21 protein-coding genes are annotated in these 23,548 nt (G+C 47.6%); 14 read left to right on the top strand and 7 right to left on the bottom strand.

What is annotated here, in order from left to right:
* The gene (gene egtD, locus LC073_RS10210) at positions 1-969 is read left to right on the top strand and encodes an L-histidine N(alpha)-methyltransferase (protein ID WP_226646675.1); all 969 of its coding nucleotides are present in this window, start codon (positions 1-3) and stop codon (positions 967-969) included.
* Positions 970-991: 22 nt separating this feature from the next.
* A complete protein-coding gene (locus tag LC073_RS10215) occupies positions 992-1,468 on the top strand; it encodes a DUF411 domain-containing protein (protein WP_226646677.1) in 477 nt (158 codons plus the stop codon).
* 60 nt (positions 1,469-1,528) lie between these two features.
* On the opposite strand, the gene LC073_RS10220 is transcribed toward LC073_RS10215, so the two are convergent.
* Positions 1,529-2,773: an SLC13 family permease gene (locus LC073_RS10220; RefSeq protein WP_226646679.1), complete on the bottom strand. Its 1,245-nt coding sequence runs from the start codon at positions 2,771-2,773 to the stop codon at positions 1,529-1,531.
* A gap of 118 nt (positions 2,774-2,891) precedes the next feature.
* Between LC073_RS10220 and LC073_RS10225 the strand changes: the two genes are divergently transcribed.
* Positions 2,892-4,106, top strand: a complete 1,215-nt coding sequence (locus tag LC073_RS10225; protein WP_226646681.1) for an MFS transporter — start codon at positions 2,892-2,894, stop codon at positions 4,104-4,106.
* A 198-nt stretch (positions 4,107-4,304) separates the two neighbouring features.
* A complete protein-coding gene (locus LC073_RS10230) occupies positions 4,305-5,291 on the top strand; it encodes a hydrolase (protein ID WP_226646682.1) in 987 nt (328 codons plus the stop codon).
* Positions 5,292-5,330: 39 nt separating this feature from the next.
* On the opposite strand, the gene LC073_RS10235 is transcribed toward LC073_RS10230, so the two are convergent.
* Positions 5,331-6,377: a methyltransferase domain-containing protein gene (locus LC073_RS10235; protein WP_226646684.1), complete on the bottom strand. Its 1,047-nt coding sequence runs from the start codon at positions 6,375-6,377 to the stop codon at positions 5,331-5,333.
* Positions 6,378-6,627: 250 nt separating this feature from the next.
* On the opposite strand from LC073_RS10235, the gene LC073_RS10240 reads away from it, so the two are divergent.
* The gene (locus LC073_RS10240) at positions 6,628-7,260 is read left to right on the top strand and encodes an RNA polymerase factor sigma-70 (protein WP_226646686.1); all 633 of its coding nucleotides are present in this window, start codon (positions 6,628-6,630) and stop codon (positions 7,258-7,260) included.
* A 4-nt stretch (positions 7,261-7,264) separates the two neighbouring features.
* A complete protein-coding gene (locus LC073_RS10245; protein ID WP_413231444.1) occupies positions 7,265-7,459 on the top strand; it encodes a zf-HC2 domain-containing protein in 195 nt (64 codons plus the stop codon).
* A gap of 71 nt (positions 7,460-7,530) precedes the next feature.
* Here the strand turns inward: LC073_RS10245 and LC073_RS10250 are convergent, their stop codons facing one another.
* Together LC073_RS10250 and LC073_RS10255 are read right to left on the bottom strand one after the other, a co-directional pair.
* A complete protein-coding gene (locus LC073_RS10250) occupies positions 7,531-8,034 on the bottom strand; it encodes a hypothetical protein (protein WP_226646690.1) in 504 nt (167 codons plus the stop codon).
* Positions 8,031-9,104 carry a DUF2092 domain-containing protein gene (locus tag LC073_RS10255; protein ID WP_226646692.1) on the bottom strand — a complete coding sequence of 358 codons (1,074 nt, stop codon included), beginning with the start codon at positions 9,102-9,104 and terminating at the stop codon, positions 8,031-8,033. The genes LC073_RS10250 and LC073_RS10255 overlap by 4 nt, the downstream gene beginning before the upstream one ends.
* A gap of 220 nt (positions 9,105-9,324) precedes the next feature.
* Between LC073_RS10255 and LC073_RS10260 the strand changes: the two genes are divergently transcribed.
* The 4 genes from LC073_RS10260 to LC073_RS10275 all read left to right on the top strand — a co-directional run bounded on the left by LC073_RS10260 (position 9,325) and on the right by LC073_RS10275 (position 15,547).
* A complete protein-coding gene (locus tag LC073_RS10260) occupies positions 9,325-9,732 on the top strand; it encodes a hypothetical protein (RefSeq protein ID WP_226646694.1) in 408 nt (135 codons plus the stop codon).
* 79 nt (positions 9,733-9,811) lie between these two features.
* Positions 9,812-11,122, top strand: coding sequence for a TolC family protein (locus LC073_RS10265; protein ID WP_226646696.1), 1,311 nt, complete (start codon positions 9,812-9,814; stop codon positions 11,120-11,122).
* Positions 11,123-11,136: 14 nt separating this feature from the next.
* Positions 11,137-12,387: an efflux RND transporter periplasmic adaptor subunit gene (locus LC073_RS10270; protein WP_226646698.1), complete on the top strand. Its 1,251-nt coding sequence runs from the start codon at positions 11,137-11,139 to the stop codon at positions 12,385-12,387.
* Between the two features lie 13 nt (positions 12,388-12,400).
* A complete protein-coding gene (locus tag LC073_RS10275) occupies positions 12,401-15,547 on the top strand; it encodes an efflux RND transporter permease subunit (RefSeq protein ID WP_226646700.1) in 3,147 nt (1,048 codons plus the stop codon).
* 396 nt (positions 15,548-15,943) lie between these two features.
* Here the strand turns inward: LC073_RS10275 and LC073_RS10280 are convergent, their stop codons facing one another.
* From LC073_RS10280 to LC073_RS21940, 3 genes are all read right to left on the bottom strand, one after another.
* Positions 15,944-16,495, bottom strand: a complete 552-nt coding sequence (locus tag LC073_RS10280; protein WP_226646702.1) for a hypothetical protein — start codon at positions 16,493-16,495, stop codon at positions 15,944-15,946.
* 13 nt (positions 16,496-16,508) lie between these two features.
* Complete coding sequence (locus tag LC073_RS10285) at positions 16,509-19,178, bottom strand: S8 family serine peptidase (RefSeq protein WP_226646704.1); 2,670 nt, start codon at positions 19,176-19,178, stop codon at positions 16,509-16,511.
* Between the two features lie 654 nt (positions 19,179-19,832).
* Positions 19,833-20,066 (bottom strand): transposase, encoded by a 234-nt coding sequence (locus LC073_RS21940; protein ID WP_226646706.1) that lies wholly within the window; start codon positions 20,064-20,066, stop codon positions 19,833-19,835.
* A 254-nt stretch (positions 20,067-20,320) separates the two neighbouring features.
* Between LC073_RS21940 and LC073_RS10295 the strand changes: the two genes are divergently transcribed.
* From LC073_RS10295 to LC073_RS10310, 4 genes are all read left to right on the top strand, one after another.
* A complete protein-coding gene (locus LC073_RS10295; protein ID WP_226646708.1) occupies positions 20,321-20,674 on the top strand; it encodes a DUF1428 domain-containing protein in 354 nt (117 codons plus the stop codon).
* Positions 20,675-20,937: 263 nt separating this feature from the next.
* Positions 20,938-21,567: a matrix metalloproteinase-11 gene (locus LC073_RS10300; RefSeq protein WP_226646710.1), complete on the top strand. Its 630-nt coding sequence runs from the start codon at positions 20,938-20,940 to the stop codon at positions 21,565-21,567.
* Entirely contained in the window at positions 21,564-21,743 is a 180-nt protein-coding gene (locus LC073_RS10305; RefSeq protein ID WP_226646712.1) for a hypothetical protein, read from the top strand. The genes LC073_RS10300 and LC073_RS10305 overlap by 4 nt, the downstream gene beginning before the upstream one ends.
* Positions 21,744-22,063: 320 nt before the next feature.
* Positions 22,064-23,449: a hypothetical protein gene (locus tag LC073_RS10310; protein WP_226646714.1), complete on the top strand. Its 1,386-nt coding sequence runs from the start codon at positions 22,064-22,066 to the stop codon at positions 23,447-23,449.
* Positions 23,450-23,548: the final 99 nt, after the last annotated feature.

Consider the following 23,548-nt stretch of genomic DNA (forward strand, 5'->3'; position numbering starts at 1 on the left):
GTGAAGGCAGCCCTATCGTCAGTTACGGAAAATCAACTCCAAGATAACGAATTTTTGAGAGATGTATTGGAGGGATTGGGGGGGAGTAGAAAAACACTGCCCTGCAAGTACTTATATGACGAAGTAGGCTCTCGTCTTTTTGAGGAAATCTGCGATTCAAATGATTACTATCTGACCAGAAATGAGGCAGATATATTCGCGATTCATTTAGATAAAATTGCTGAGCGAATTGGGCCTGAAGCTTTGCTAATAGAGCCGGGGGCTGGTAACTGTGAAAAGGTAGAATCACTGCTTGCCGCATTGGATTCTCCCAAGGGCTACTACCCTATTGATATATCCCCAGAGATTTTGCTGGATGCCGAAAGACGAATAAAAAATGGACTACCTGGGATGCAGGTGTGGAGTGAAGTGGGGGATTTTACTCTGGCAGAGGTGTGGGACAATTTGATTAGTGTTCCCTCTCGCAAGAGGGTTGTTTTTTTTCCTGGCTCGACAATAGGTAACTTTGAACCTCTGGAGGCAGAGCGTTTATTGGAGTTATTTGCCTCTAACCTGAGCCCTGGTGATGGCTTAGTGATCGGTACAGATTTGGTCAAAGATTCAGTGACTTTGGAGCGGGCCTATAACGACAGTGATCATATTACTGAGAAATTTAATTTGAATATTCTGCAGAGGATTAATAACGAGCTAGGGGCGAATTTTGATCTATCTCTGTTTGCGCATCGTGCATTTTACCACTCGTTGCGTCAGCGGGTGGAAATGCATCTGGTTTGCCTTAAGAGTCACAGTGTTTCTATTGCGGACACAAGAATAGATTTTATTGAAGGGGAAACGATTCACACTGAAAATAGCCATAAGTATTCTATTGCTGGGTTTAATAGTTTGCTCACTCGTAGTGGATTTGAGCCAGTGTGCTTTTGGCAAGATCCCGCTGAGACTTATGTGATTCATTATGCCCAAGCTATATAGGATCAAGATATTGGAGTGGTGGTTGAAAAAAGCTATCTTGCCTCTAGTCTTCGTTGCCTCACTGGCCGGTTTTGTTGCCGCTGAAGGTACTGATGATACTGCCGCTCTGATTGTTTATAAACATCCATTGTGCTTTTGTTGTAACAAATGGATTACTCATTTAAAGGAAAACAATCTAGAGGCTACCTCCGTTTTTAAAGTAAATATGCAGGGAGTTAAGCGTAAGTGGGGTATCCCCAGGGGACTGGAGGGGTGCCATACGGCAGTTTGGCATGATAAATACATCTTTGAAGGACATGTGCCGGCCTTGCATATACAGAAGTTTCTGGCCGCACCTCCAGACGGTAGTGTGGGTTTGATGGTTGCGGGGATGCCCGTTGGAAGCCCCGGAATGGAGATGGAGGATGGAGAAAAATTTGAACCCTACAATATTTACTTGCTGCTAAAGAACGGTGATTACCGTTTGTATGCTCGTATTGAAAAGCCGGATGAAACCTAGCTGCTTAGACCTTTCACTTAGAAAAGCTTAAGTCTTAAGGTGTCATTCTTGTGAAACTATTTACATAGTTGCATACAATATAATCCAAAAATAGCTTACCAATACGCTGATAATACTGACAGGCAGCATTAGAAAGAAAAACTGCCAAAAGTTAAAGGGTTTAACTCCAAATTTTTCTGCTTGTTGTAATACAATCACATTACTGGCAGCGCTAATTATGAATAGATTGCCGGCCACTGTTGATATGGCAGAGAGCATCATTAATATCTGGGTATCCTGTTGGTGCAAGAGGTTAAGGTAAATCTCAACTACTGGCACATTGGAAAATAATTGGCTGGCAAAGAAGCTGACAAAAGCAACGGTTTCTGGTTCGGCCAAATCAATATTGGTTACCTGAAGGAAATGTTGAAGTGACCCCGATTGAAGCAAGGATCCCGTCACTACAAACATGGAAATAAAAAAGAATAGGGTGGGCCAGTCTACTTCTCTTAATATGCGCCTGCGCTCGTGACTGGCAATATAGATAGGTAGGCAGGCAGCCAGACCAATTTGCCCAATAGTGGGGTGATAGATTCCGTCTACATTGTGCAATATACTTGCAAGAATAATGAATATTAATAAAAGAGTGGCAGATAGAAGCGCTGGCCACTTCTGAGTAACTTCCTCTTCCCCTTTGTATTCTCTTGTGGCTTCATAATTAATGATATCACTGGTTTTGAAGAAACGTTTCAACCATATTATTGAAAAAAGCATAATGATGATGGCGGGAATGAGAATCCACTGCGTAAAAACGACAAACATATTGTCGAAATTCCCGGCGTTGGCTATCAGTATGTTTTGTGGATTACCCACGGGAGATACCATGCTGCCGATGGTTACAGTTGCGCACAGAGTTATCAGGAGAGGGATCAGTCCCCATTTCATATTTCGTGCTAAGACTATCGCAATGGGGACACCAATCACTGCGGCGGCGTCATTGGTAAGAATGGCTGCGCATAATGCCATCACAAGGATATAGCTTGTCAATACTAAACTTGGATGTTTGATTGAGAGAATTCGATGGCTGATCTGTGCGGATATACCGGTATCATATAGGGCTGAAGCAATAGAGAAAACAGAAAATAAATAAAGTATTAGATCCCAATCTATGGCAAAAAAGGCTTCATTTAAACTAATCTGGCGCATTAAAAGTAAAGCAATTGCGCCAAAGGTCATGATGTGCCAAATGCGAATGATGGATGGAAGCCACTGCCGCACGGCAATCAATATAAAAATGATTGCCGATACAATTAGGCTAATGGACATTGGCACAGCCTCGGACTACGTCTCTGCTAACTGCTACTCTGAGAATCATTGAACGGTTCTTTTGGTTGGTATTAGGGTTCCTATCTGGGCAGAGAAACCACAACAATAAGACTTATTTATGAGTTTAAACAAACCTCTTCTCTTTACGAACTTCTTCGCAGGAGATGTGGTTGCAGGTTTGGGTCCCTATTTGGCGATTTATCTGTTGTCGGCCATGCACTGGAAGACCGGAGATATCGGCATTGTTCTGGCAATCGGTGGCATTACAACTGTTTTGCTACAAACTCCCGCCGGTGCATTTATCGATAGCACCCGATTAAAGCGTGCACTGATCGCCTCTTGCGGCGTCATTATAGCGATTGTCTCTGTCGCTATTGTTGCGCTAACCAATCACAAGCCTGTCATCTATGGCTCCCAGGTATTAATGGGGGCGGCAATCGCTTTTGTAGCTCCCTCTATTGCGGCGATTACTCTGGGAGTCTGTAGCGATAAAACTTTTACCTTACAAACCAGTGCCAACCAGGCTGCTAATCATGCGGGCAATGTTTTTGCCGCAGCAATTGCCGGAATTGTGGCGCTGACGATTGCAGCTGAAGGGGTTTTCTGGTTGATGGCCATTATGGGTGTGTTAATGGCTATTTCTGTTGCATTTATTCCCGCTAATTCTATTGACCATATACGCGCTCGGGGCGGTGAAAAACGCGATGCTTCTGGAAAAAAGGAGCCAGCCGGGTTTTCCGTGCTGCTCACCGATAAACGCCTGATCGCTTTGGCGGTGAGCGTCTTCCTGTTTCATTTTGGCAATGCGGCCATGCTACCTCTGGTTAGCCAGAAGCTTTCACTGAATTCGAACGTGAATCAAGCGATTGCCTTTACCTCGGCTTGTATTATTGCTGCACAATTTTGGATGATGTTGATGTCACTTATGTGTGCGGCCAAGGCAGATGACTGGGGCCGTAAAGTTATCTTTATGATTGGGTTCTGTATTAACCCAATTCGCGCAGTCCTATTTATGTCGACAGATAATCCATTCTTTCTGGTGGCAATACAGTCATTGGATGGTGTTGCCAATGGGATCTTCGGGGTGATTATCATCTTGATGTGTGCCGACCTTACCAGGGGCACGGGACGCTTCAATATTACTCAAGGAGCCATGGCCGCTCTGGTGGGGATAGGGTCTGCTTGTAGCAACTTCTCGGCAGAATATGTTGCACAGTTCTTTGGGTATGGTGCAGCCTTTCTGACTCTGGCGGGGATAGCCACCATTGCTGCGATTTTCTTCCTGATCTTTGTTCCGGAAACTATGCCTAAAAAAGAGGATGGTCCTCAGTAATAGCTGGCGTTACTTGGCGCTTATCCCAACATATACCGGAGTTGGTTATATACTGATGATATTCGTGCAATTTTATCGGGGTTCAATAACCCCGCGCGTTTCGCGAAATCCGCTCTGCCCGGATGGCTCGGGGCAGCACCAGGCCCGGCACCCAGAGGGAGAGCAGGGCAGGTCATTAGCAATAGCGGGGCCCGGTATATGACTGATCAGTTTACCCCCGCCATAGGCCTTGGAAACTGTCATATTCAAACTATTTTTGGCCGTGTACACCGTCCAGTTCCATGGATAGAAACCCGGTGCCGCTGGTATGAGACCCCGGACGGGGACTGCCTCGCTTTACTTACCCCACGCCCATTGGTGGATGACCCGGATCTTCCACTGGTTCTGATTCTCCATGGTTTAGGTGGCTCTGTGGCCTCTCCCTATGTTCAGGGCATGATGGATTCTCTTCTCTCGCACCACTACCAGGTTGCGGTCATGCATTTTCGCGGCTGTGGCGGGGTGCCGAACAGATTACCGAGGGCATATCACAGCGGTGATAGCGAGGACCCTCGCTGGATGGTTGAGCAGTTAAGGGGAGAACTACCCGCGACACCCATTATGGTGGTCGGATACTCACTGGGTGGTAATGTGCTGCTTAAAATGCTGGGCGAGGATGGAACCTGTAGCCCGGTTGCCGCTGCCGTGGCGATTTCTTCGCCAATGGACCTCCATGCCTGTAGCCGTAAAATCAATACTGGCTTGTCCAAGCTGTACCAGCGCCATCTGCTGAGTTGCCTGCGTCTCACCCTAAAACAAAAGGCTCAAGACCCCTGTATCGCTGCAGCACTACCCAATGTGGATGATGCCACGCTTTTTGCCAATTTCCGTTGTTTCGACGATACCTTTACTGCGCCACTGCATGGATTTCGGGATGTCGATGACTATTACACCAAGGCTTCGAGCAAACATCTGGTACGAGAAATTGGGGTGCCGACATTGATCATTAATTCCGTAGATGACCCCTTCGTTTGCCCATCTGCCATCCCTGAAAAGAAAGAGGTGAGTTCTATGGTGCAGTTGGAGGTTACCCTGCAGGGAGGGCATGTGGGATTTGTCGGGGGATCTCTGTGGCGGCCAAGTTATTGGTTGGAGCACAAAGTTCCGAAATTTTTCGACTCTGCCATTTTGCGGGATAAAGGCTGAAAACTCAGCGCCGCTGTCGCGACGCCGATAAGCCCCCCCTTAGCAACACTGGCTTCCAGTTGCAGCCTGATCACCGACACCTTCCGAGAAAGGCATTTCGCGGCCACAACCGGGAAATAATCCGAAGTGCTGTGAAAAGTCGCCGATAAAATCAAAGTGGGGGGCCAGTCGTGTTTTTGCCAGCATTTTCCAGGTATTACCACATACGGGGAAAACCCGCCCCTTTTCTATCCGGTGGTGCCCATCCAGAGTAAAAGCGGATGGCTGTCCTGAAATGGTGCCCTTATATATCACTGCCTGGCCGTAGTCCTCACAGTCCTTCTCCAGCCCCGATAATTTGAACAAACGGTAGGTGGCGGAATAAAAACGGACGGCGCCACAACGAGCGAGTAGAGCCTCATTGGTTACTTCTAAAGGGCGGCTTTCAACCAGGCGGCTGTCGCGGAAGCCATTGACTTGAGCAAGCTCCAAAAAGTCATTCCAGTAAAGTGCACCACCCAGGCACTCACCCACCAGCTCAGGGTCTGTGCACAGCGAATCGGGGACACGGCGATCGGCATAAACATCGGAGAAGTAAAATTCACCGCCCTCTTTGAGTAATCGATGCAGGCCCCGAAGTACCGCGCCTTTGTCTGTAGAAAGATTCACAACACAGTTGGAGACGATCACGTCAAAGCTGCCGGGTTCCAGACCGAGTTCCTCAAGCTTTTCGATATAACCGTGCAGAAAAGTTACATTGTTATAACCAAATTTTTCTGCGTGGTAACCCTGGTGTTGTCGGGCAACCTGCAATTGCTCATCGGTCATATCCACACCGACCACTTCGCCGCTCGGCCCCACCAGCTGCGAGAGTAAATAGACATCGCGGCCGGAACCGCAGCCGAGATCAAGCACCCTGCAACCCTCTAAAAGTGGGGGACACACAAGCCCGCAACCGTAATAGCGGGATAGGACTTCCGGGTGGATACTGGCCAGCAGTGGTTTCAACCAGCCGGGCACGGCACTGGCATCGCAGCAGGCATCGGTTTTTAGATCCGATGAGCTTTTCAGTTGGCGGCCGTAGTAGTCCTGAACAATATCGTGCATTGGGGCATACCTTTCGCAGAGTGATTTTCCTTTCGGGCGCTGGGCGCCTTTGCGGGGCAATTTTTACCTCTCCTTCCTCTTTGTAACAAGTGTCGTCTTTCTACGACTAAGTATTTTCTTGGTTTAGATTATTAGTGTGTAGCGAGGTCTTAAAGTTGCCTTTTGGTGTCAAGGTGGGCTGGTTGTTAGATAATCTTCGCTTTTTGGTTAATATCGCCGGTTTCCGCTTCGATTTTATGAGGGACCGTAATTGAGCGATTTCCTTGCCCCTGATACTTCGTCTGAAACGAGACCCGAAACGAAAGTTGAGGACTCTTTGCAGAATCCCCAGTTTCTCGTGGACTTGCGCCAGCAGATGCTTCGCTTTGCCAGCCTGCAGTTGCAGGACGCTCAACTGGCCGAAGATGCGGTGCAGGAAGCTCTTATGGGAGCCCTAAAAAATTCCCGCAGTTTCACTGGCCGTTCGGCCCTTAAAACCTGGGTGTTTGCCATTCTAAAGAACAAAATTGCCGATATTCTACGGCAACGGCAGCGTTTCGTTGATGCGGACCAGCTAGTGCGCGGTGATCGCGAGGAGCACGATCACAATGAGCTGTTCGATCAAACGGGCCATTGGCGAAAGGATGAGCGCCCCAAAAAATGGGCCGATCCTGAGTCCGCTATTCACGACAAGCACTTTTGGCGGATCTTCGATGCTTGCCTCAATCACCTGCCATCTCGCCAGGCGCAAATATTTATGATGCGGGAGTTTATCGAGTTGGACAGTCACGAGATCTGTGCTGCGGCGGAAATCTCGGTGAGCAACTTAAATGTAACACTGCACCGGGCGCGCCTGCGGCTGCGAGAGTGCCTTGAGGACAATTGGTTTGGTGTGGAGGGCTAAGTTAATGAAATCGTGTCGGGAAGCAACGCGGTTGATGTCCGAGTCCCAGGAGCGAAACCTGTATTTCAGTGAGCAGGCCGGTCTTAAACTGCATTTGGCTATGTGCGCTCCGTGCCGGAACTTTGGCAAGCAGCTCCGAATTCTTCGCCGTATCAGCAAATCCTATGCCGAGGGCGGGCCGGAAAAAGCTGAAGATTAATACTTTCTGTTAACTTCCAGCGCCATTAACCTAGTTGAGTGGATTAGTTAGGCGCTGGAAGAGGTTCACCGCTACCTCCGCGGAGCGGCTACATGCCGATAGGCAATATGCCCTCCGACAAAGTGGGGTTCATACCAATAGGTTCCGCAACGCTCGTAGGTCACATTGCCGATCGTCACTCTGACACAACTGGGTGGCAGGGTGTACAACCAACCACCCACACCCACTGCGGTCACACCCCAGTAAGCCGGGCCTGGATAGGGCCAGTGGCGCGGGCGCCAGGGTGGGGGGTAGGGTGGGTGATGATGTCCCGGGCGAACTGGATAAAACGGTGGATGGCCCGGGAACCTCCGCTCAAAGTCCCCCCTGGCAAACTCACCGTGGAAGCCACCACCGGGCATAGGGCGAACGGCATTGAAATGCCCTCCTACATTGAATTGGGCACCGCCCCCGCCAAAGTGACCTCGCGCCTCCACCTGTGGGCTGAATATAGTGGCGAGGAAAACTCCAGAAAGGAGCAATGGCGCAGCCCATAGTGACAAGGCTCGCGACTTGCGATACTTAATTTGGATCATTGTGGGGCCTCCTGCTTGTTGGGCTCGGCCTTCTTAAACTTGATCTGCTTGAGCTTCTCGATGGCGGGAGTGAACTCTTTTGCCGCTTCTGGCTTAGCCTGCATCCACTTTAGCGTCGCGATAAAACGCGGTTTGGCTGGGTCGCGGGTATTGACCGTGGAGATGCGCAGTGGGAGAGGTTTATCTCCAACCTGGATCCAAATCTCCCAGTCCAGGTTCTCGGAGCGGAAGGCCCAGTGCTTGGTGCGCTGCCCGTAGATCATAGGAGAGTTAACCAGGAAACCTTCTTTGATCCCGGCCCAGGCATCCGGTTTACGGCCCCACTCGAGCAGATCCGCAAATGGCACTTCAATACCGTAGTCTTTCGCCGCCTTGGTGAGCACTTGGTTGGTCGGCTGCGAGGCCTGCATTTCAGCAAAGTAGCCATTGCGTGGGGCGATCATGGTGAACTTGTCACCGTTGTGAATGAAGTTGCGGGTGATCGAATCTGTAGTCAGGTCTACCCGCAGCTTTTTGGGAGGCATGGCCAAATATTTGACTTTGCCGCCAATTAGCAACTTCTGTTCATTCTCAAGGACTACATCGGCAAAAATCCTGGCGTTAAACATCAGCGTTTTCATGCTTGCCAGGTATTTCCCCATTGCCTTCAGGGCCTCCATGGCTTTGGGATCGATCGCCTCGCCATTTTGTGCAACACCCGCCAAGGGCTGGGTGTTCTGACCCTGTTCGCTTTGGCCCTGTCCATTCTGACCTTGTCCGGTTGTGCCATCTGTCGGCGCGGGTGTTTGGCCTTGACCACTAGTGCTACCCGAGGGTGGCTGGGGTTGGTCCTGTTCGGTTGCGTTGTCTGAGGGCGCGGGGGGCTGGCCCTGCCCGGTAGAGTTGTCAGTGGGGGCAGAGGGTTGATTCTGCTGTGGATCGCTAGAGCTATCCTGTGGGTCCTGAATAGGCGCGCTGCCTGGCTGAGGCGGTGGGGGAGTGGGCTGTGCGATTGCGGCCGGAACCAATGCCATCGACACCGCGAGAAGCAGTGCCCTGGTGTGGTAGCCAAATAGGTGAGGGGCAAGCATATACGGATACCTCCCAGTACAAGCTCAAGTTAGTGGCATCAAAATCAGTGTAGAGGAGATGGGTGTGACCAACTGGACAGGATTGCCGGCTTTGCTGACTGGTGCTTCAGTATTTAGGGGCTATGCGCTGAGAGGTAAGTTTGGTTGCCGGGTTTCTATTTGAGCTATGCTAACTTGTTTGCTAGAGTCCAAAATAAGATTTTGTGGTCCCGTTGTTCTTATGAACCTAGTCAGGCTGTCTTTTTTATTGATCGCGCTGCTGGTCTTCCAGACCGCAGGTGCTTTCTATGACAGTCACGAAGAACTACAGGATGTTACCAGCCACCTTCCGCCCCACCATCTGGACCAGTCCGACAGCAACGGTGAATCTGGGGCGTCAGACTCAAATCCCGATCTAAATGTAGTTGCCAAAACGTTGCTCCCTGCCGATGAATCAGGCTCCAAGGCACCGCTTCTAGATTTTTGTAATCACTGTTGTCACTGCCATGGCAGTACCGTTGCCGGCCTGCTTGGTCAGTCATTCCAACCCCTTCTCTGGGGTGTTATTTCCTATCGTGAAGTATTAAGTGCCGCTGTTCCCAGTGGTTACTTTTCTCCCTTGCTGCGCCCACCTATAACCCAAGTCTGATTGCTCAATTGTTGCGCGAGTAAAGGCAGAGCTTAATAAACCTGCTTGCGCCTGTGAGATGTGATTTTGGGAGATATCCATGGAATTTTTTCGCACGCTCTTTGCGAGTGTGATCTGTCGCTGTGCCCTATGGCCGCTCGTGGCGACAGTTTTATTTGTTCCTGTGCAGAGTTTGTCTGCACAGAGGGGGGAAAAGCTGACACTGTCGGATGCAATCGAGTTAACACTCGCGCAGAACCCACAGCTGGCAGTATTCCCATTGCAGCGTATCGGCTTGACTGGTGCGGCACAGACAGCGGCACTGCGCCCGGCTATAAATCTGGGTTTGGAATCGGAGTATGAATACTACGGCCCTGGAGATGGCTACTCCGCAGAAAAAGAGCTGGAACTGACCGTTTACCTGTCATCGGTGATTGAGCTGGGTGGAAAGCGTCAGGCTCGAATAGATGCGGTTAATGCCCAGCGTGATTTGCTGATTGCCGATGAGCAGGCTAAGGCACTGGAGCTGCTGGCCGAGGTGCTTCGTCGCTACGCGGAAGTATTGGCCGCAGAGGAGCTACTGGTTCTTGCTAAAGAAAAGGTCGCTTTGGCGGAAGACACCCTGGATGCTGTGTCGACTAGGGTAAGTGCTGCGGCTAGCTCTGTTTCTGAGCGAATGCGCGCGGAATCGGCCCTGGCCAATGCCAAGCTAGCCGAGGAGGGTGAGCAGGCCATGCTCGGGTACTACAAGCATGCTTTGTCGGCGCTGTGGGGAGATCCCGGAATGGAATTTGAGGTGGACTCCAGTGAGCTCTACCGTTTTGGTCCCGGCGCCAGTTTTGAAGAGCTTTATGCCCGAGCTCAAGATAACCCCGCGATTGCCCGATTTGCCTCTGAGGAGCGGGTACAGGCCTCTAAGCTGCGGATTGCTCAGACCAGATCCAAACCTGATGTGGAGTGGTATTTGGGCTATCGAAAAAATAACGCCGAGAAAGAAACCGCAGTGATGGGGGGTGTTACCGTGCCCCTATTTACTGCCCAGCGCAGCCGGGGTTCCTTGCTCACCGCAATGAGTGAACTGGATGAAGTTGTTCTGCGCCGCAATGTGGCGCTTTCACAGCTGTATCCGCAGCTCTACCTGACCGTAGTCAGCCGCGAGCAGGCACTCAGAACTTTTTACACTCTGCAGGATTCTGTCATTCCAAAACTTCGCGAGGCCTTGAAAGAGATCGATCGCGCATACCGCCGTGGGCGGGATTCCTATGTGGAATTGATTTCCGCTCGGGAGGAGTTGCTCGCCGCCGAGCGGTCTCGAATCCAAGCGGCGCAAACCGTGTTGTTGTACGGCGCAGAGATAGAACAGCTGACCGCTGGGCCCCTCGGGCCTCCCGGTACTGAAGGCAGCAAATGATTTTGGTTGGAATTATGAATAAATTAGCAAAAGCGATTCAGTTGGTTTTCCTTTCGCTGCCCTTTCTTATTTTGGGGCTTTGTATCGCGGGCCAGGTTTATGCAGGAGGGGACCACGGTGGACATACCTATGATGCAGATTCCCATATTGAACAGGGCCCGAACGGTGGCCGACTATTGAAAAAAGGTGATTTAACGGTAGAGCTGCTTATTGATGAAAGCGGAGTACAACCGGAATTTCGTGCCTGGGTTACTCGTGATGGCAAATCGCTCAACAATGCCCGTCTCACGGTGACTTTGGAAAGGCTCGGTGGTGATCTTGAGCAAATTCCTTTTACGTGGGAATCCAGCACTGGGTATTATCGGGGCGAAGGCATCGTGGTGGAGCCTCATTCCTTCGATGTCGTGGTCTCTGTTTTTTATAACGGTAAGCGTAGTGAGTGGGAATATGAATCCCACGAAGGACGTGTGCAAATCTCAGCACCGATGGCAGAAAAAGCCGGAATTAAAACGGCGGTCGCTGGTCCCGGTACAATTAAAGAAAGCGTAACTCTGTATGGCAAAACCGCGATTGATCACCGCAGTATCAGCCATGTGCGGGCGCGCTATCCCGGAACCGTTGTCAGTATTGAAAAAGCGCTGGGAGACTTAGTAGAAAAAGGGGAAAAGCTCGCAACTATTGAATCCAATGACAGCCTGCAAACATATTCCTTAGTCGCACCGATCAGCGGGCAGATCATCGATAAGCAGACCAGTCGTGGTGAATTCAGCGGTGAGCGGGTGTTATTCACCATCGCAAACTACACCCAGTTGTGGGCTGAACTACAGGTATTTCCCACCCGCCGAAGTCAGATCAGCCGAGGCCAAAAGGTTTCCATCGTCGCTGGGAACCGCACCTTCGATTCAACGATTTCCAGTCTCGCTCCCGGCGGTAACGGCCAGCCCTTTGCAATCGCAAGAGTTGCTATTGAAAATCCCAATGATCTCTGGACTACGGATCTCATGGTTCAAGGGCAGGTGATAACCAGTGAAAACCCTGTGCCTCTTGTAGTGGAAAACCGAGCCCTACAACCATTTCGAGATTGGACGGTGGTGTTTATCAAAGTGGGGGATGCCTACGAGATACGTCCGCTGAAGTTGGGAAGAAGCGATGGCAGAGTGACCGAAGTGCTAAGTGGTCTCAATGTGGGTGACCGTTATGTCACCGAGAACAGCTACCTGATCAAAGCGGATATCGAAAAATCCGGCGCTGCCCATAGCCACTAAGAGAGACCAGAAGATGATTGAAAGCATCCTGCGTTTCTCTATTGAGCGACGCTACTTCGTGCTGTCCCTGATTTTTGTATTGGTGGGACTGGGAGTCTGGAGTTACCAGAAACTCCCAATTGACGCAGTCCCCGATATCACTAACGTCCAGGTACAGATTAACACCGAGGCCCCTGGCTATTCGCCTTTAGAGGCGGAACAGCGGATTACCTATCCGGTGGAGGCCGCACTCGCCGGCCTGCCCGATTTGGAATATACACGCTCCCTTTCCCGCTATGGACTTTCCCAAGTAACGGTGGTTTTCAAGGAGGGTACAGACCTCTATTTCGCCCGCAATTTAATCAATAGCCGGCTCGGCGCTATTAAGAGCAATCTTCCACCGGAGCTGGAACCTGAAATGGGCCCCATTGCTACCGGGCTCGGTGAGATCTTTATGTACACCGTGGAGGCTCTACCCGGCGCTATCCAGGCGAACGGGCAGCCCTACGATGCCACCGCCTTGCGGGAAATTCAGGACTGGATCATCAAGCCGCAATTGTCCCTGGTGCCCGGTGTGACGGAAGTAAACACCATCGGTGGCTACAACAAGCAGTATCACGTAACCCCAGACCCCCGCCAGATGCTCAGCTTCGACGTTTCTATGGAGGATATTGCTGAAGCCCTACGCCGCAATAACGAGAGTCGCGGTGCCGGTTATCTGGAGAATAATGGCCGTCAACTTTTGGTGCGTTCACCGGGTCAGCTGCAAAATATCGCTGAAATCGAAGATGTCGTTATCACCAGTCGTGCCGGTGTGCCAGTAAAAATCTCTGACGTGGCCGAAGTGGCTATCGGCAAAGAGTTACGCACTGGCGCAGCTACTCGCGACGGTAAAGAAACCGTATTGGCTACTGCCATGATGCTGGTAGGGAAAAATTCCCGCGAGGTTGCCCGCGATGTGGCTGAGGCATTGGAACGGGTGAAATCCACCGTGCCCGAAGGTATCAAGGTGGAGGCGGTTTATGATCGTACCACTTTGGTAGATAAAGCCATCGCTACCGTGCAGAAAAATCTTATCGAAGGCGCTCTGCTGGTTGTCGTGGTGTTATTTCTGTTATTGGGGAATATTCGCGCGGCCTTTATCACCGCAGCCGTAATTCCGCTCTCCATGCTCGCAACCATTTTCGGTATGGTGCAAACTGGTGTTTCCGCCAACTTAATGAGTCTCGGTGCCCTCGACTTCGGCCTGATTGTCGATGGGGCTGTGATTATCGTGGAGAATGCGATTCGCCGACTTGCCGAAGCACAGCATCGCAAGGGGGGCAAACTGCCTCTGTATGAGCGTTTGGAGTTAGTATTCCAGGCGACCAACGAAGTGATTCGCCCAAGCTTGTTTGGTGTGCTGATTATTACCGTGGTGTATATCCCTTTGTTCACGCTTACCGGCGTGGAAGGCAAGATGTTCCACCCCATGGCCGCCACTGTGGTGATGGCCCTGCTGGCCGCACTGGTGCTTTCATTGACTGTTGTTCCAGCAGCGGTGGCTGTTTTCCTTACTGGCAAAATTAGCGAGAAAGAAAACAAGCTAATCGTAGCCACCAAATCCCTATATAAACCACTGTTGATAGCGGCTATGAAGGTGCGTTGGCTGGTGCTTTCCGGAGCGCTCGCACTGGTACTGTTCTGTAGCTGGCTAGCCACTACTTTGGGCTCCGAATTTATTCCACAGCTCAATGAAGGGGATATAGCACTGCACGCCTTGCGAATTCCCGGTACGGGTCTAGAGCAATCGGTAGAAATGCAACGATTGTTGGAGCAGCGTATTAAGGAGTTTCCCCAGGTCGATAAAGTATTCGCGAAAGTTGGTACAGCAGAAGTGGCGACAGATCCAATGCCGCCCAATGTGGCCGATAATTTTGTGATCCTGAAACCCAGGGACCAATGGCCCGATTCGAAACTGCCACAGGAACAATTGGTGGCAGAAATCGAAGAAGCCGTACGCCAGTTGCCGGGTAATAACTATGAATTTACCCAGCCAATCCAGATGCGTTTTAACGAACTGATTTCTGGGGTACGTGCCGATCTGGGTATCAAGGTGTTTGGCGATGATCTGGATCAGCTGGTCGCTTCCTCCAATGAAATCCTGGGCGTATTAAATGGAATTGAAGGGGTTGCCGATGCGAGAGTAGAGCAGGTGGAGGGGCTTCCGGTACTTTCTGTAGTGCCTAAGCGCATTGCGCTCGCCCGTTACGGTATCGACCTGCAGACCCTGCAGGATCTGGTCTCCACTGCTATCGGTGGGGAAGAGGCTGGATTGATTTATGAAGGTGATCGCCGTTTCCAATTGGTGGTACGCCTGTCAGAGGGGTTGCGCAGAGACTACGAAAATCTCGGCGACCTGCCTATCCCTTTACCTGCTGATAGCCAATTGGGCAGCTATGTCCCCCTATCTGAAGTGGCGAGCCTCGAAATGACGCCGGCCCCTAACCAGATCAGCCGGGAAAATGGTAAGCGCCGCGTGGTGGTAACAGCCAATGTTCGCGACCGTGATTTGGGATCTTTCGTTGAAGAAGCGAGGGCACGTATCGAACAGCAGGTTTCCCTACCCGCAGGTTACTGGTTGGCTTATGGTGGCACCTTCGAACAGCTGGAATCGGCCAGTACTCGCCTGTCGATCGTGGTACCGCTAACGCTGTTGGTAATCCTCGGTTTACTGGTCATGGCCTTTGGCTCTTTTAAGGATGCCCTGATTATCTTTACTGGAGTTCCCTTGGCCCTAACTGGGGGTGTTTTAGCCCTGTGGTTGCGAGGTATGCCCTTGTCGATTTCGGCGGGTGTAGGTTTTATTGCGCTATCCGGTGTCGCGGTGTTAAACGGCCTGGTGATGCTCTCCTTTATCCGCCAACTGCGCCAGCAGGGCGGCGAGCTAATCACTTCCATTATCGACGGGGCCATGATCCGCTTACGCCCGGTGTTGATGACTGCATTGGTGGCCAGCCTCGGTTTTGTACCTATGGCCTTGAACGTAGGTACCGGGGCTGAAGTGCAGAGACCTCTAGCCACGGTAGTGATTGGAGGAATTATTTCTTCGACATTGTTGACGTTATTTGTATTGCCGCTGCTTTATCGGATTGTACATGGAAGAGAAGAGGCTAATAGGGCTACTACGATAGCCGAATAAACTGACCAGCTTACTCATACTATCTCAGGGAGTTAGAGCTAGTATGAGTTGGACTCCTATTGCAAATCATACGAAAGTTGACAAATACGTCTCCACTCTGTCTGGCCTAAGCATACTAGCGCTTCGACTCTTTGAATCGCAGATGATTTTTTAATAGTCATGGTTTTCAGCGCAATTTAACTCACATCTGAAATTTAGAGTATCCAACCACAGTTAGGAGCTTCTAAAAAAATCTAGGTAACTGGAAGTTTAAGTTGTTTGTAGGAGTGTTCTAGGGAATTGCTTGGTTCACATCCTTGGTCCCAGATATTAGCGGTTGTCCATAATTGAAAAGGCATCACTTATTAGTGATGCCTTTTTTATGTGATAAAACTTACCTATATAGGTTAATTTTATCTACTGTGCTTTGTGCATGGTCTCAGTAACTTCAACTCGACTTTCAATGGTTAGGCCGGACTGTTTTATTGCATTGAAAGCTTCTAACAAATCATTGCCTTCTTTAATTTTTAAGATGGCAATGTCAGTGCCAGGAAATACCGACAATACTTTCATGCCGGTTGCTTCTGCTACTTCAGACGCAGTAACATTTTTACTTAACAAAACTGTTACGTTTCCAGTCAGAGTTGTTAGTTCTTTAGTTATCGTGTTTCGTACGATTGTGCCTTTACCGACAACATCTTTTACAGAATCGTCACCGATATTCACTATGGCTACTTCACCCTTTCTTGCAACAATATGTTCTGGTGCAGCAATCGATGATGGAACGCTTGTCAGTGATCGCTCAACTTTAAAGATGCCAAACTCAGCAGAACTTGTTCTTGCTGCAGATAAAGTTCTTGGCTGTTTGGTTATAATGTCTTTCTTATCTATGCTATCAATAGCGTTAGCTTGCGCCATACCTGATAAACATACTGCCGTAGTTAAGATTATTAATTTGTTAAACTTCATTGTATTATCCTTCTTATTGAGCAGCACGACCGAACGCTCTTAGTGATACACCCTCTAGAACACTCTCTACGGGGTTGTTTATCATGCCTGTTGGCTTCTCATCTGCCTCCTCATCTACAAAAATGACGAGACCATCTGTGTCACTAAATTCTAAGTTAGTATCACCGGTATCTAGTGCTTTGATGGTCCAAGTTCCCTTGGCATTTTCACCATAAAACGCATTAGAAAGGAATACTGCGCCATCTAAGATATAACCCATGCTATATCCATTTGCAGAGCTCCAAGAAGCATCCAGTAATGCCTGCTTAGATGAGAGTAAAACACTTCTAGTGCCAGAGGGAGAAACTACTTCAAGTGCTAAGTCGTTACCTGCAGAGGAGAGTAGATTATCATTTATGAAAGAACCCATATCATCATTGCGGATGTCAAACTCGAATTGCATAGCTTCAATGATGATATCTTCAGTTACTTCGATTTGTTGGGTCACACCTGCTGCACTGTTATCTGGAATAGTCGTTTCCATGGCAACTTCACCAGCTGTTGAGCCTAGACCTTTCCATTCGGTGATAATTTGCTCACCAAGACTTTCTGAGTAGTCCAAAGCCATAGCTACAGCTGCACCGGCATCAACACGACCAAAGCCATATAGGTTATTAAAGTTATAACCTGCCGCATTTTTAACCCAACCGTCATGGGCAAAGAAAGAGCCATCTGGGAGTGTTAGCTTAACTTTTTCGTTTTCAGCGTCAATCAAAGTACTTGTTGAAGCTAAAATATGTCGAACATCACGCCAAGTCAGTTCTGGGTTTGCGGATAAGATTAGAGACACAACACCTGATGCATTTGGTGCAGCGGAAGATGTTCCATTGAACGTTGAAGTATAGTTGCAACTCACATTTTCCGGATGGCCTGGGTAATTGAACGGGAACTGGCTAGCTGCAAAGTCTTCGCCATAGGCACCGCTCCAAGCGCTGATTGTTCCACCATTGAAGCCAGAATAACCATTGATGCAGGTCATTTGGTCTGTGGTTACCATTGCCGGTGCCCAACGACCATATTCACCCGCAGGAGCAGACACCATCGTGCTCGCGCCAGCTGTTGAGTAACTGGTATGTTTGCCATTAGCGTTCACCGCAGCAATACTCAAGTAGTATGGGTGGGCCTGACTAGGCTCAAACGCTGCGCTGTAACAAGTAAGGCCTAAATCCTTAGCGCCATTATCTTTACAGAAACTCCCTTCACGGCCACCGCTTCTAAAAGAATTACCATTAGACTTAATGTTCAAAGCACCTTTGCCGCTTCGAAGCATAAGGTTAGGGTAAGATTCAATAGCTTCATCTAAAGCAGAGTACCCAATAAAACCTGGCCAGGTAATTCCGTAGCTGCGATTAAAAGCTGAGATTTTCTCATCTGTAGAAATTCCACTTCCAGGGAACCCGTGAATTAACAGCTCTGTTTGTTCTATTGTAGGCTTTCCTATCAGAGTCATGCCGATAAGCCCGGTATCTGGGGCCACACCGCGGCTGCCTATATTGTTCCAGCCTTTAGCTGCAATCAAGCCAGCGACACTGGTACCATGGTCACCGCTATTAGAAAGGTTCGTTGGATCAGTTCTATCAGTTGCTGATTCGAACAAGTTGAGAGAGCGATTTACTAGCACATTATCTATTAAATCTTCATGGCGAATTTCCAACCCCTCATCTACAACAACAGCTGTCACGCCCTCACCAGTTACACCTTGAGCGTAAGCTGCGGCAACGTTCATATCTTCGCCAGCAACAAGCTCTTCAGCTTCACCTTCTGCAAGCTCCTCGGCAATTTCTTCGGGAGTATAAAAGCCAGCATCGACCATCCCTTGCATCATCTGATCACTTAATGCATAAGATTTTTGGCCTGTATTGCGAAGGTGCCATTGCTGATAAGCAAGTGGGTCGTTTGCAACATTCACAAACTCAATTTTTGCAGATGTTGATGCATCATTTGCTGTTACGGTATAAGTAATTGAGGCATCCTGGCCTGATATCGAAGTATATTCAAATTGATTGCCGTTTAATGTTAGTTCACCATGACTAAAAGTATAAACGCCATCAACTGGATTAATCGCTACATCATTTTCAGAGAAGCTATATGCTAAAGCATCGCCATCTTTATCGCTGCCCAGCAGCTCACCAGATATCGGTACCCACTGCTTTGCTCCATCTATATTTACAGTGTTAGCTGTTGGAGGAACATCGGCGATGATTTGAATCTTAGCGGAGGCTGAAACACTATTCGCTGTTACGGTATAAGTAATAGAAGCGTCTTGTCCTGAAATTGAAGTGTATTCAAACTTATTGCCGTTTACTGATAATTCACCATGGCTAAATGTATATACACCATCAACAGAACTAATAACCTTATCTTTTTCTGAAAAGCTATAGGTTAAAGTATCGCCATCAGGATCGTTGCCCAATAATTCTCCAGATACTGAAATTCCCTGCTTTACACCACTGATTGTTACATTGCTAGCAGTAGGTGGTTGATCCGCCGGTGTAGGAGTAGGAGTAGGAGTAGGAGTAGGTGTAGAAGCAACAGGAGCAGAAGCAACAGGATCAGAAGACGAGCTACTGTTACTATCACAGCCGGTTAATGTTAATAGAACAGCTGCTGAAATTGCAGAAAGTCGAAACATCTTTTTATTCATCAAAATTCCCCATTATCCCTTTTTTAAGTAATTTCGGGTGTTGGCATTATATACAACCTCGGTGGTGTATAGACAACTAAAATTGGCCAACAAAAATCATCATCCTGTCTTTAGATTTTATTGTGACAATCTATTACGCTTGGGTTGAATTGTAACCAGGTCGGTAAAAGGGAGCGCTCTCCAGAAATAATGCTATAGGCTTTTAGGCTTTTAGGCTTTTAGGCTTTTAGGCTTTTAGGCTTTATAGCTGCTGGTTGATAAAATTTATATGATTAAGGTTGGTGTTAGATATGTTGTAAGAAAGTCTACGATGGATTCAAAAGATAAATACAGGGCCTGGCGATAAGAGCCTTGGTGAGTTGCTATCATTCGAGACCAGCAAAGCAATAAGAACAGGGACGGACTATCAATTTGATAATAGGGTAGGAATAAAGTCCAAGAATTCGCTCGCCTATTCAGTATTTGACTTCCCGGTCATGATGTGAAGTTTCAAATATTACAGGGTTACCATGCCATTCAACAGATTTATGAAGTATTCGGTGTGCACCAAGCAATGATTGGAGTAGGGCCCGTTGGAGGTGGGCCAAAAATCTGATTGAGATATATAAATACAAGTTCCTACCAGGGCAACGTATAAAATCAATATTAATTTAGTCAAGCTCCTTGTTCTTCCCAAAATTGAAGCCTTCTACAGCAAGTACTTGATGATGGATAGTATGAAGGAAGATCTTTCCATCGTGCATCTGAGAATAAAACCCGCAATATACTTTCATAACCAGCTCGATTATCAATGGGTTTTGGGCCTACTTCCCTTTGTTTAGGATTGGGAAGGCAAGGCTTGATGAATTTCCACTGAGTGTCGATTAACTCAGGCTTGAAGCGGCTCACTAATGCCGGTCTTTTTATGTGGCTGCTTGAGAATAGCTATTTTAATATGTGAGACAGCTTCTAGGAAAATCGTAGGGTTATGGATGGTATTGGCATTGATTTTTTAAATTTGCGTGTGATAAAGCCGGTGAGAGTTGGATAATAAACGAAGAAGGAAGGGGATTGTCTTTGAGATTGTACTATATATGTAGGCCGAGTTTTTTGATATTTCTGGTGGGCTTCCTATCCAAGATGAATTTCTAGAGGGTTATCAAATGTCATATGTAGATGGTTTCGTAGTGGCTGTGCCTACAGCAAAGAAAGAAGTTTATATAGAGTATGCAAAGACTGCCGCAGAACTATTTAAAGAGCAGGGCGCCATGAAGGTTGTGGAATGCTGGGGGGATGATGTTCCTGATGGTGAAGTCACCTCCTTCCCTATGGCTATAAAATGTACTGAGAATGAAACCGTTGTATTCTCCTGGACTATTTGGCCATCAAAAGAGATTCGTGATGCTGGCTGGCAAGCTCTTATGGATGATCCAAGAATGCACCCAGAGGAAAACCCGATGCCGTTTGATGGCAAACGACTTATCTATGGCGGCTTTAGTGTCATCCTTGACGTATAAAGGTATAAAAAGGAGAGCTATAGATACAACGCTATAAGTGATATAAGTGTATATTTCTACAGGCTCGTGTATTTGCATAGCCGATCTTTAATTGTGTCAACTGGACCTGATTAATCGATGCGAATAGCGTCACGGCATAGATAATGAAGTATTAATGTTGTCACGAAAGGATTCTGCTGCAAGAGACCACCCATATCCCCTCGATTTATCAAGCATGAATTATCTTCTAGTTATAGTTCTTTATTGCGTGTTGGTGGATAACAGTGTCAACAGAAAATGGTAGCTATGAAAAGGAAACGTTTCAGCTGGAACTTAAGTCAAAGAAAGAATGTGTTTCTTGTGCTGAGCCAATAGTTCATAAATATGATGACAATAAGGTCTGTGTCACTGATAAAGTTGGATATCCTGTCTTAGAGAATAGATCCCCGCTTGACTTGGTGTTGCACAGCGGGGAGGGATACATTTCCCTTTGGGGAAAGAATGTAACTCTAAGGTGGAAGTTTGATGAAGAGTCTTTGCGGTATTTTAAAAAGCCAGATGAAGTAAAAGACTATATTCGAGCTCTACTTGGTGAGGCTCTGTTAAAGTGGGGTGATGCTTCTCCGGTCAAATTTAATGAGAACCCAAATGTTTGGGACTTCAAAATTAGAGTAGAGTCTGTAGAAATTTGTAGTGTGGTAGGTTGTACATTATCACGCGCCTTTTTTCCTAACCCGGGACGTAATGAGCTGGTGCTCTTTCCCACAATGTTTGAACAAAACCGGAAAGAGCAGGTTGATACTATGATTCATGAGCTGGGTCATATTTTTGAGTTAAGACATTTCTTTGCTGATCTGAAAGAGAAAGCTTGGCACAGTGTGATTTACGGTGTACATAAGCCTTCTCCATTATGAACTATGGAGAAAATAGTGGGCTTACCAAAGCCGATAAGAATGATTTAAAAACTCTTTATGATTTGACATGGTCAAGACAACTTACCGAAATTGATGGGGCACAAATTAGATTTGTTAAACCATATCATGAAACTATTGAGCAGATGTCCGTTTTCTTTGAAGTTTCAATTGGGTAAGTTCTAAAATGCTCTAAAGTTGGTGGATTAATGAACCCAACTATTATCGGGAGGAATTCATCTTTTATATCCAATTCCTTTTAAATCAAGAACGCAAGGTTTGTGTGCAGATTGAATAAGCTTATCATTTTTATTGGTAGAGGTTGAGATGTAGGCTTCGACAATAAATGTTTAAGATAATGTATGGTAGGGTTTCTTAATTTTTGAAGGTTAACTATAAACATCAAAAATTTTCATCGGTATATTGTCTTTGAACCTGTTCCATGTTCCTATTTATTCCTACTAAGCGGCTACGTGGTGAAAAGCGATAGATACTCTATATGGCTCTTAGTGATGAGTTCTCCAAGCTAGTATCCAAAATAAATTTCAATAAAAAGGAACAAGTTTTGAATAAAATAGTATTTGTGGTATTGCTTATAGTATTTAGTGTAAAGGTCTTTGCATCAAATCCCAACGTCGATCAGGCAAGAGTCTCTTTGCAGGTAATTAAGGAACTGACCCCATGGCCTTGGGAAGAGCCTGTTACTCCAATACTCGATGATTACCTGGCTGCTGAGTTTGACCAATATCAGGGGCGGGCGAAATCGCTCTATATGGTCGATGAGCTAAAAATGCACAAGTGGGGGCAGTCTATTACTGAATTTACAGTGCTTGCCGAGCTTTTGTACACCTTTCAGCCAGAGGATTACCAGGAGGAGTATAGGCAGGCTTTTGAAGCCGCTATCGCAGATTTGGATCTGTTTAGGCAGGAGCTTAATGACTTTCTGTATCCCTATGTGCCCGGTTATAACCTTAAACAACATAATCTAGTTAGGCATTTTGATGGGGAGGGTATTGTTATTGGGGTGTTCGATTTGTTTGATCCTGTCCGCTTGCAGGAACAACGTGAGCAGTACCCAAATATCGAAGCGGAAGTTCAGTTTGGTGACCCGATCACATTCCTGCATGGCAATACCGTCATCGATATTATCCTCGATATTGCACCTAAGGCCACCATTGTACCCATAAGTACCGAGAGTAAGACATACAATGAAGCCATGGCTTATATGCGTAGTCGAGATGATATCAGTGTGATTAATATGAGCCGGGCCTTCCATATCACCAATGATCAGTTAGATCCAGAGTTCTCAGACCATCTATCACATATTCTACAGTCCAAAATTTTTACCAAATCTATAGGAAATACGGGTACGGATTTGAACGGTGAGGATACGGATGTGCGTAAACGTCTGGGACTTCCCCCTTTGGGAAGTTTCTTTACTTATGATTTGGATCTGATTAAAGCTTTCTTACTTCAAAACCAAAGCATGCAGGGTAATAAAAACCTGATGTTTGCGATTAACTTGCAACCATTTTCCGATGAGGTATCTCTAACTGCTACCGTTCCTGGTTATAACGAGTTGGCGATCAACCGCAGCTTCGCCATCTCAGGTGATGCTGTTTACTCGGCTTCTAGCCAAAACTTTGAATCTGGCAGTTCTTTTGCGGCCCCACAATTGGCAGCTGTAAGTGCGCTTCTATTGGATGCGGCTGACCACTATGGATACTCTAAGGATGAGGCCGTACCAATGGTTGTGCAGGCTCTTCAGGGCACGGCAAGGCACTCTCACTTGGGTGCTAATAATACTGGGCTGGGTTTTGTTGATGCTCATAAGGCCTTAGTGGAATTGATGCAGTCTAGTAGAAGACCTGGGCATATCCACTAACGGATTCACATGCCGACAATAATCGCTGTGTATTAAATCACTCAGCAGGTCTGATTGGTTTTGAAATGAAGGCGGGTGAGAATGCAGCAAGATCGTTTA

The sequence above is a fragment of the Microbulbifer variabilis genome, assembly GCF_020524905.1.
Taxonomy (GTDB): Bacteria; Pseudomonadota; Gammaproteobacteria; order Pseudomonadales; family Cellvibrionaceae; genus Microbulbifer; species Microbulbifer variabilis_A.

Excerpts from the sequence above, each read along its gene's own strand:
- LC073_RS10220 (WP_226646679.1), bottom strand. The coding sequence starts at position 2,773 with ATGTCCATTAGCCTAATTGTATCGGCAATCATTTTTATATTGATTGCC.
- LC073_RS10225 (WP_226646681.1), top strand. The coding sequence starts at position 2,892 with ATGAGTTTAAACAAACCTCTTCTCTTTACGAACTTCTTCGCAGGAGAT.
- LC073_RS10230 (WP_226646682.1), top strand. The coding sequence starts at position 4,305 with ATGACTGATCAGTTTACCCCCGCCATAGGCCTTGGAAACTGTCATATT.
- LC073_RS10235 (WP_226646684.1), bottom strand. The coding sequence starts at position 6,377 with ATGCACGATATTGTTCAGGACTACTACGGCCGCCAACTGAAAAGCTCA.
- LC073_RS10245 (WP_413231444.1), top strand. The coding sequence starts at position 7,265 with ATGAAATCGTGTCGGGAAGCAACGCGGTTGATGTCCGAGTCCCAGGAG.
- LC073_RS10250 (WP_226646690.1), bottom strand. The coding sequence starts at position 8,034 with ATGATCCAAATTAAGTATCGCAAGTCGCGAGCCTTGTCACTATGGGCT.
- LC073_RS10255 (WP_226646692.1), bottom strand. The coding sequence starts at position 9,104 with ATGCTTGCCCCTCACCTATTTGGCTACCACACCAGGGCACTGCTTCTC.
- LC073_RS10260 (WP_226646694.1), top strand. The coding sequence starts at position 9,325 with ATGAACCTAGTCAGGCTGTCTTTTTTATTGATCGCGCTGCTGGTCTTC.
- LC073_RS10265 (WP_226646696.1), top strand. The coding sequence starts at position 9,812 with ATGGAATTTTTTCGCACGCTCTTTGCGAGTGTGATCTGTCGCTGTGCC.
- LC073_RS10270 (WP_226646698.1), top strand. The coding sequence starts at position 11,137 with ATGAATAAATTAGCAAAAGCGATTCAGTTGGTTTTCCTTTCGCTGCCC.
- LC073_RS10275 (WP_226646700.1), top strand. The coding sequence starts at position 12,401 with ATGATTGAAAGCATCCTGCGTTTCTCTATTGAGCGACGCTACTTCGTG.
- LC073_RS10280 (WP_226646702.1), bottom strand. The coding sequence starts at position 16,495 with ATGAAGTTTAACAAATTAATAATCTTAACTACGGCAGTATGTTTATCA.
- LC073_RS10285 (WP_226646704.1), bottom strand. The coding sequence starts at position 19,178 with ATGAATAAAAAGATGTTTCGACTTTCTGCAATTTCAGCAGCTGTTCTA.
- LC073_RS10295 (WP_226646708.1), top strand. The coding sequence starts at position 20,321 with ATGTCATATGTAGATGGTTTCGTAGTGGCTGTGCCTACAGCAAAGAAA.
- LC073_RS10305 (WP_226646712.1), top strand. The coding sequence starts at position 21,564 with ATGAACTATGGAGAAAATAGTGGGCTTACCAAAGCCGATAAGAATGAT.
- LC073_RS10310 (WP_226646714.1), top strand. The coding sequence starts at position 22,064 with ATGGCTCTTAGTGATGAGTTCTCCAAGCTAGTATCCAAAATAAATTTC.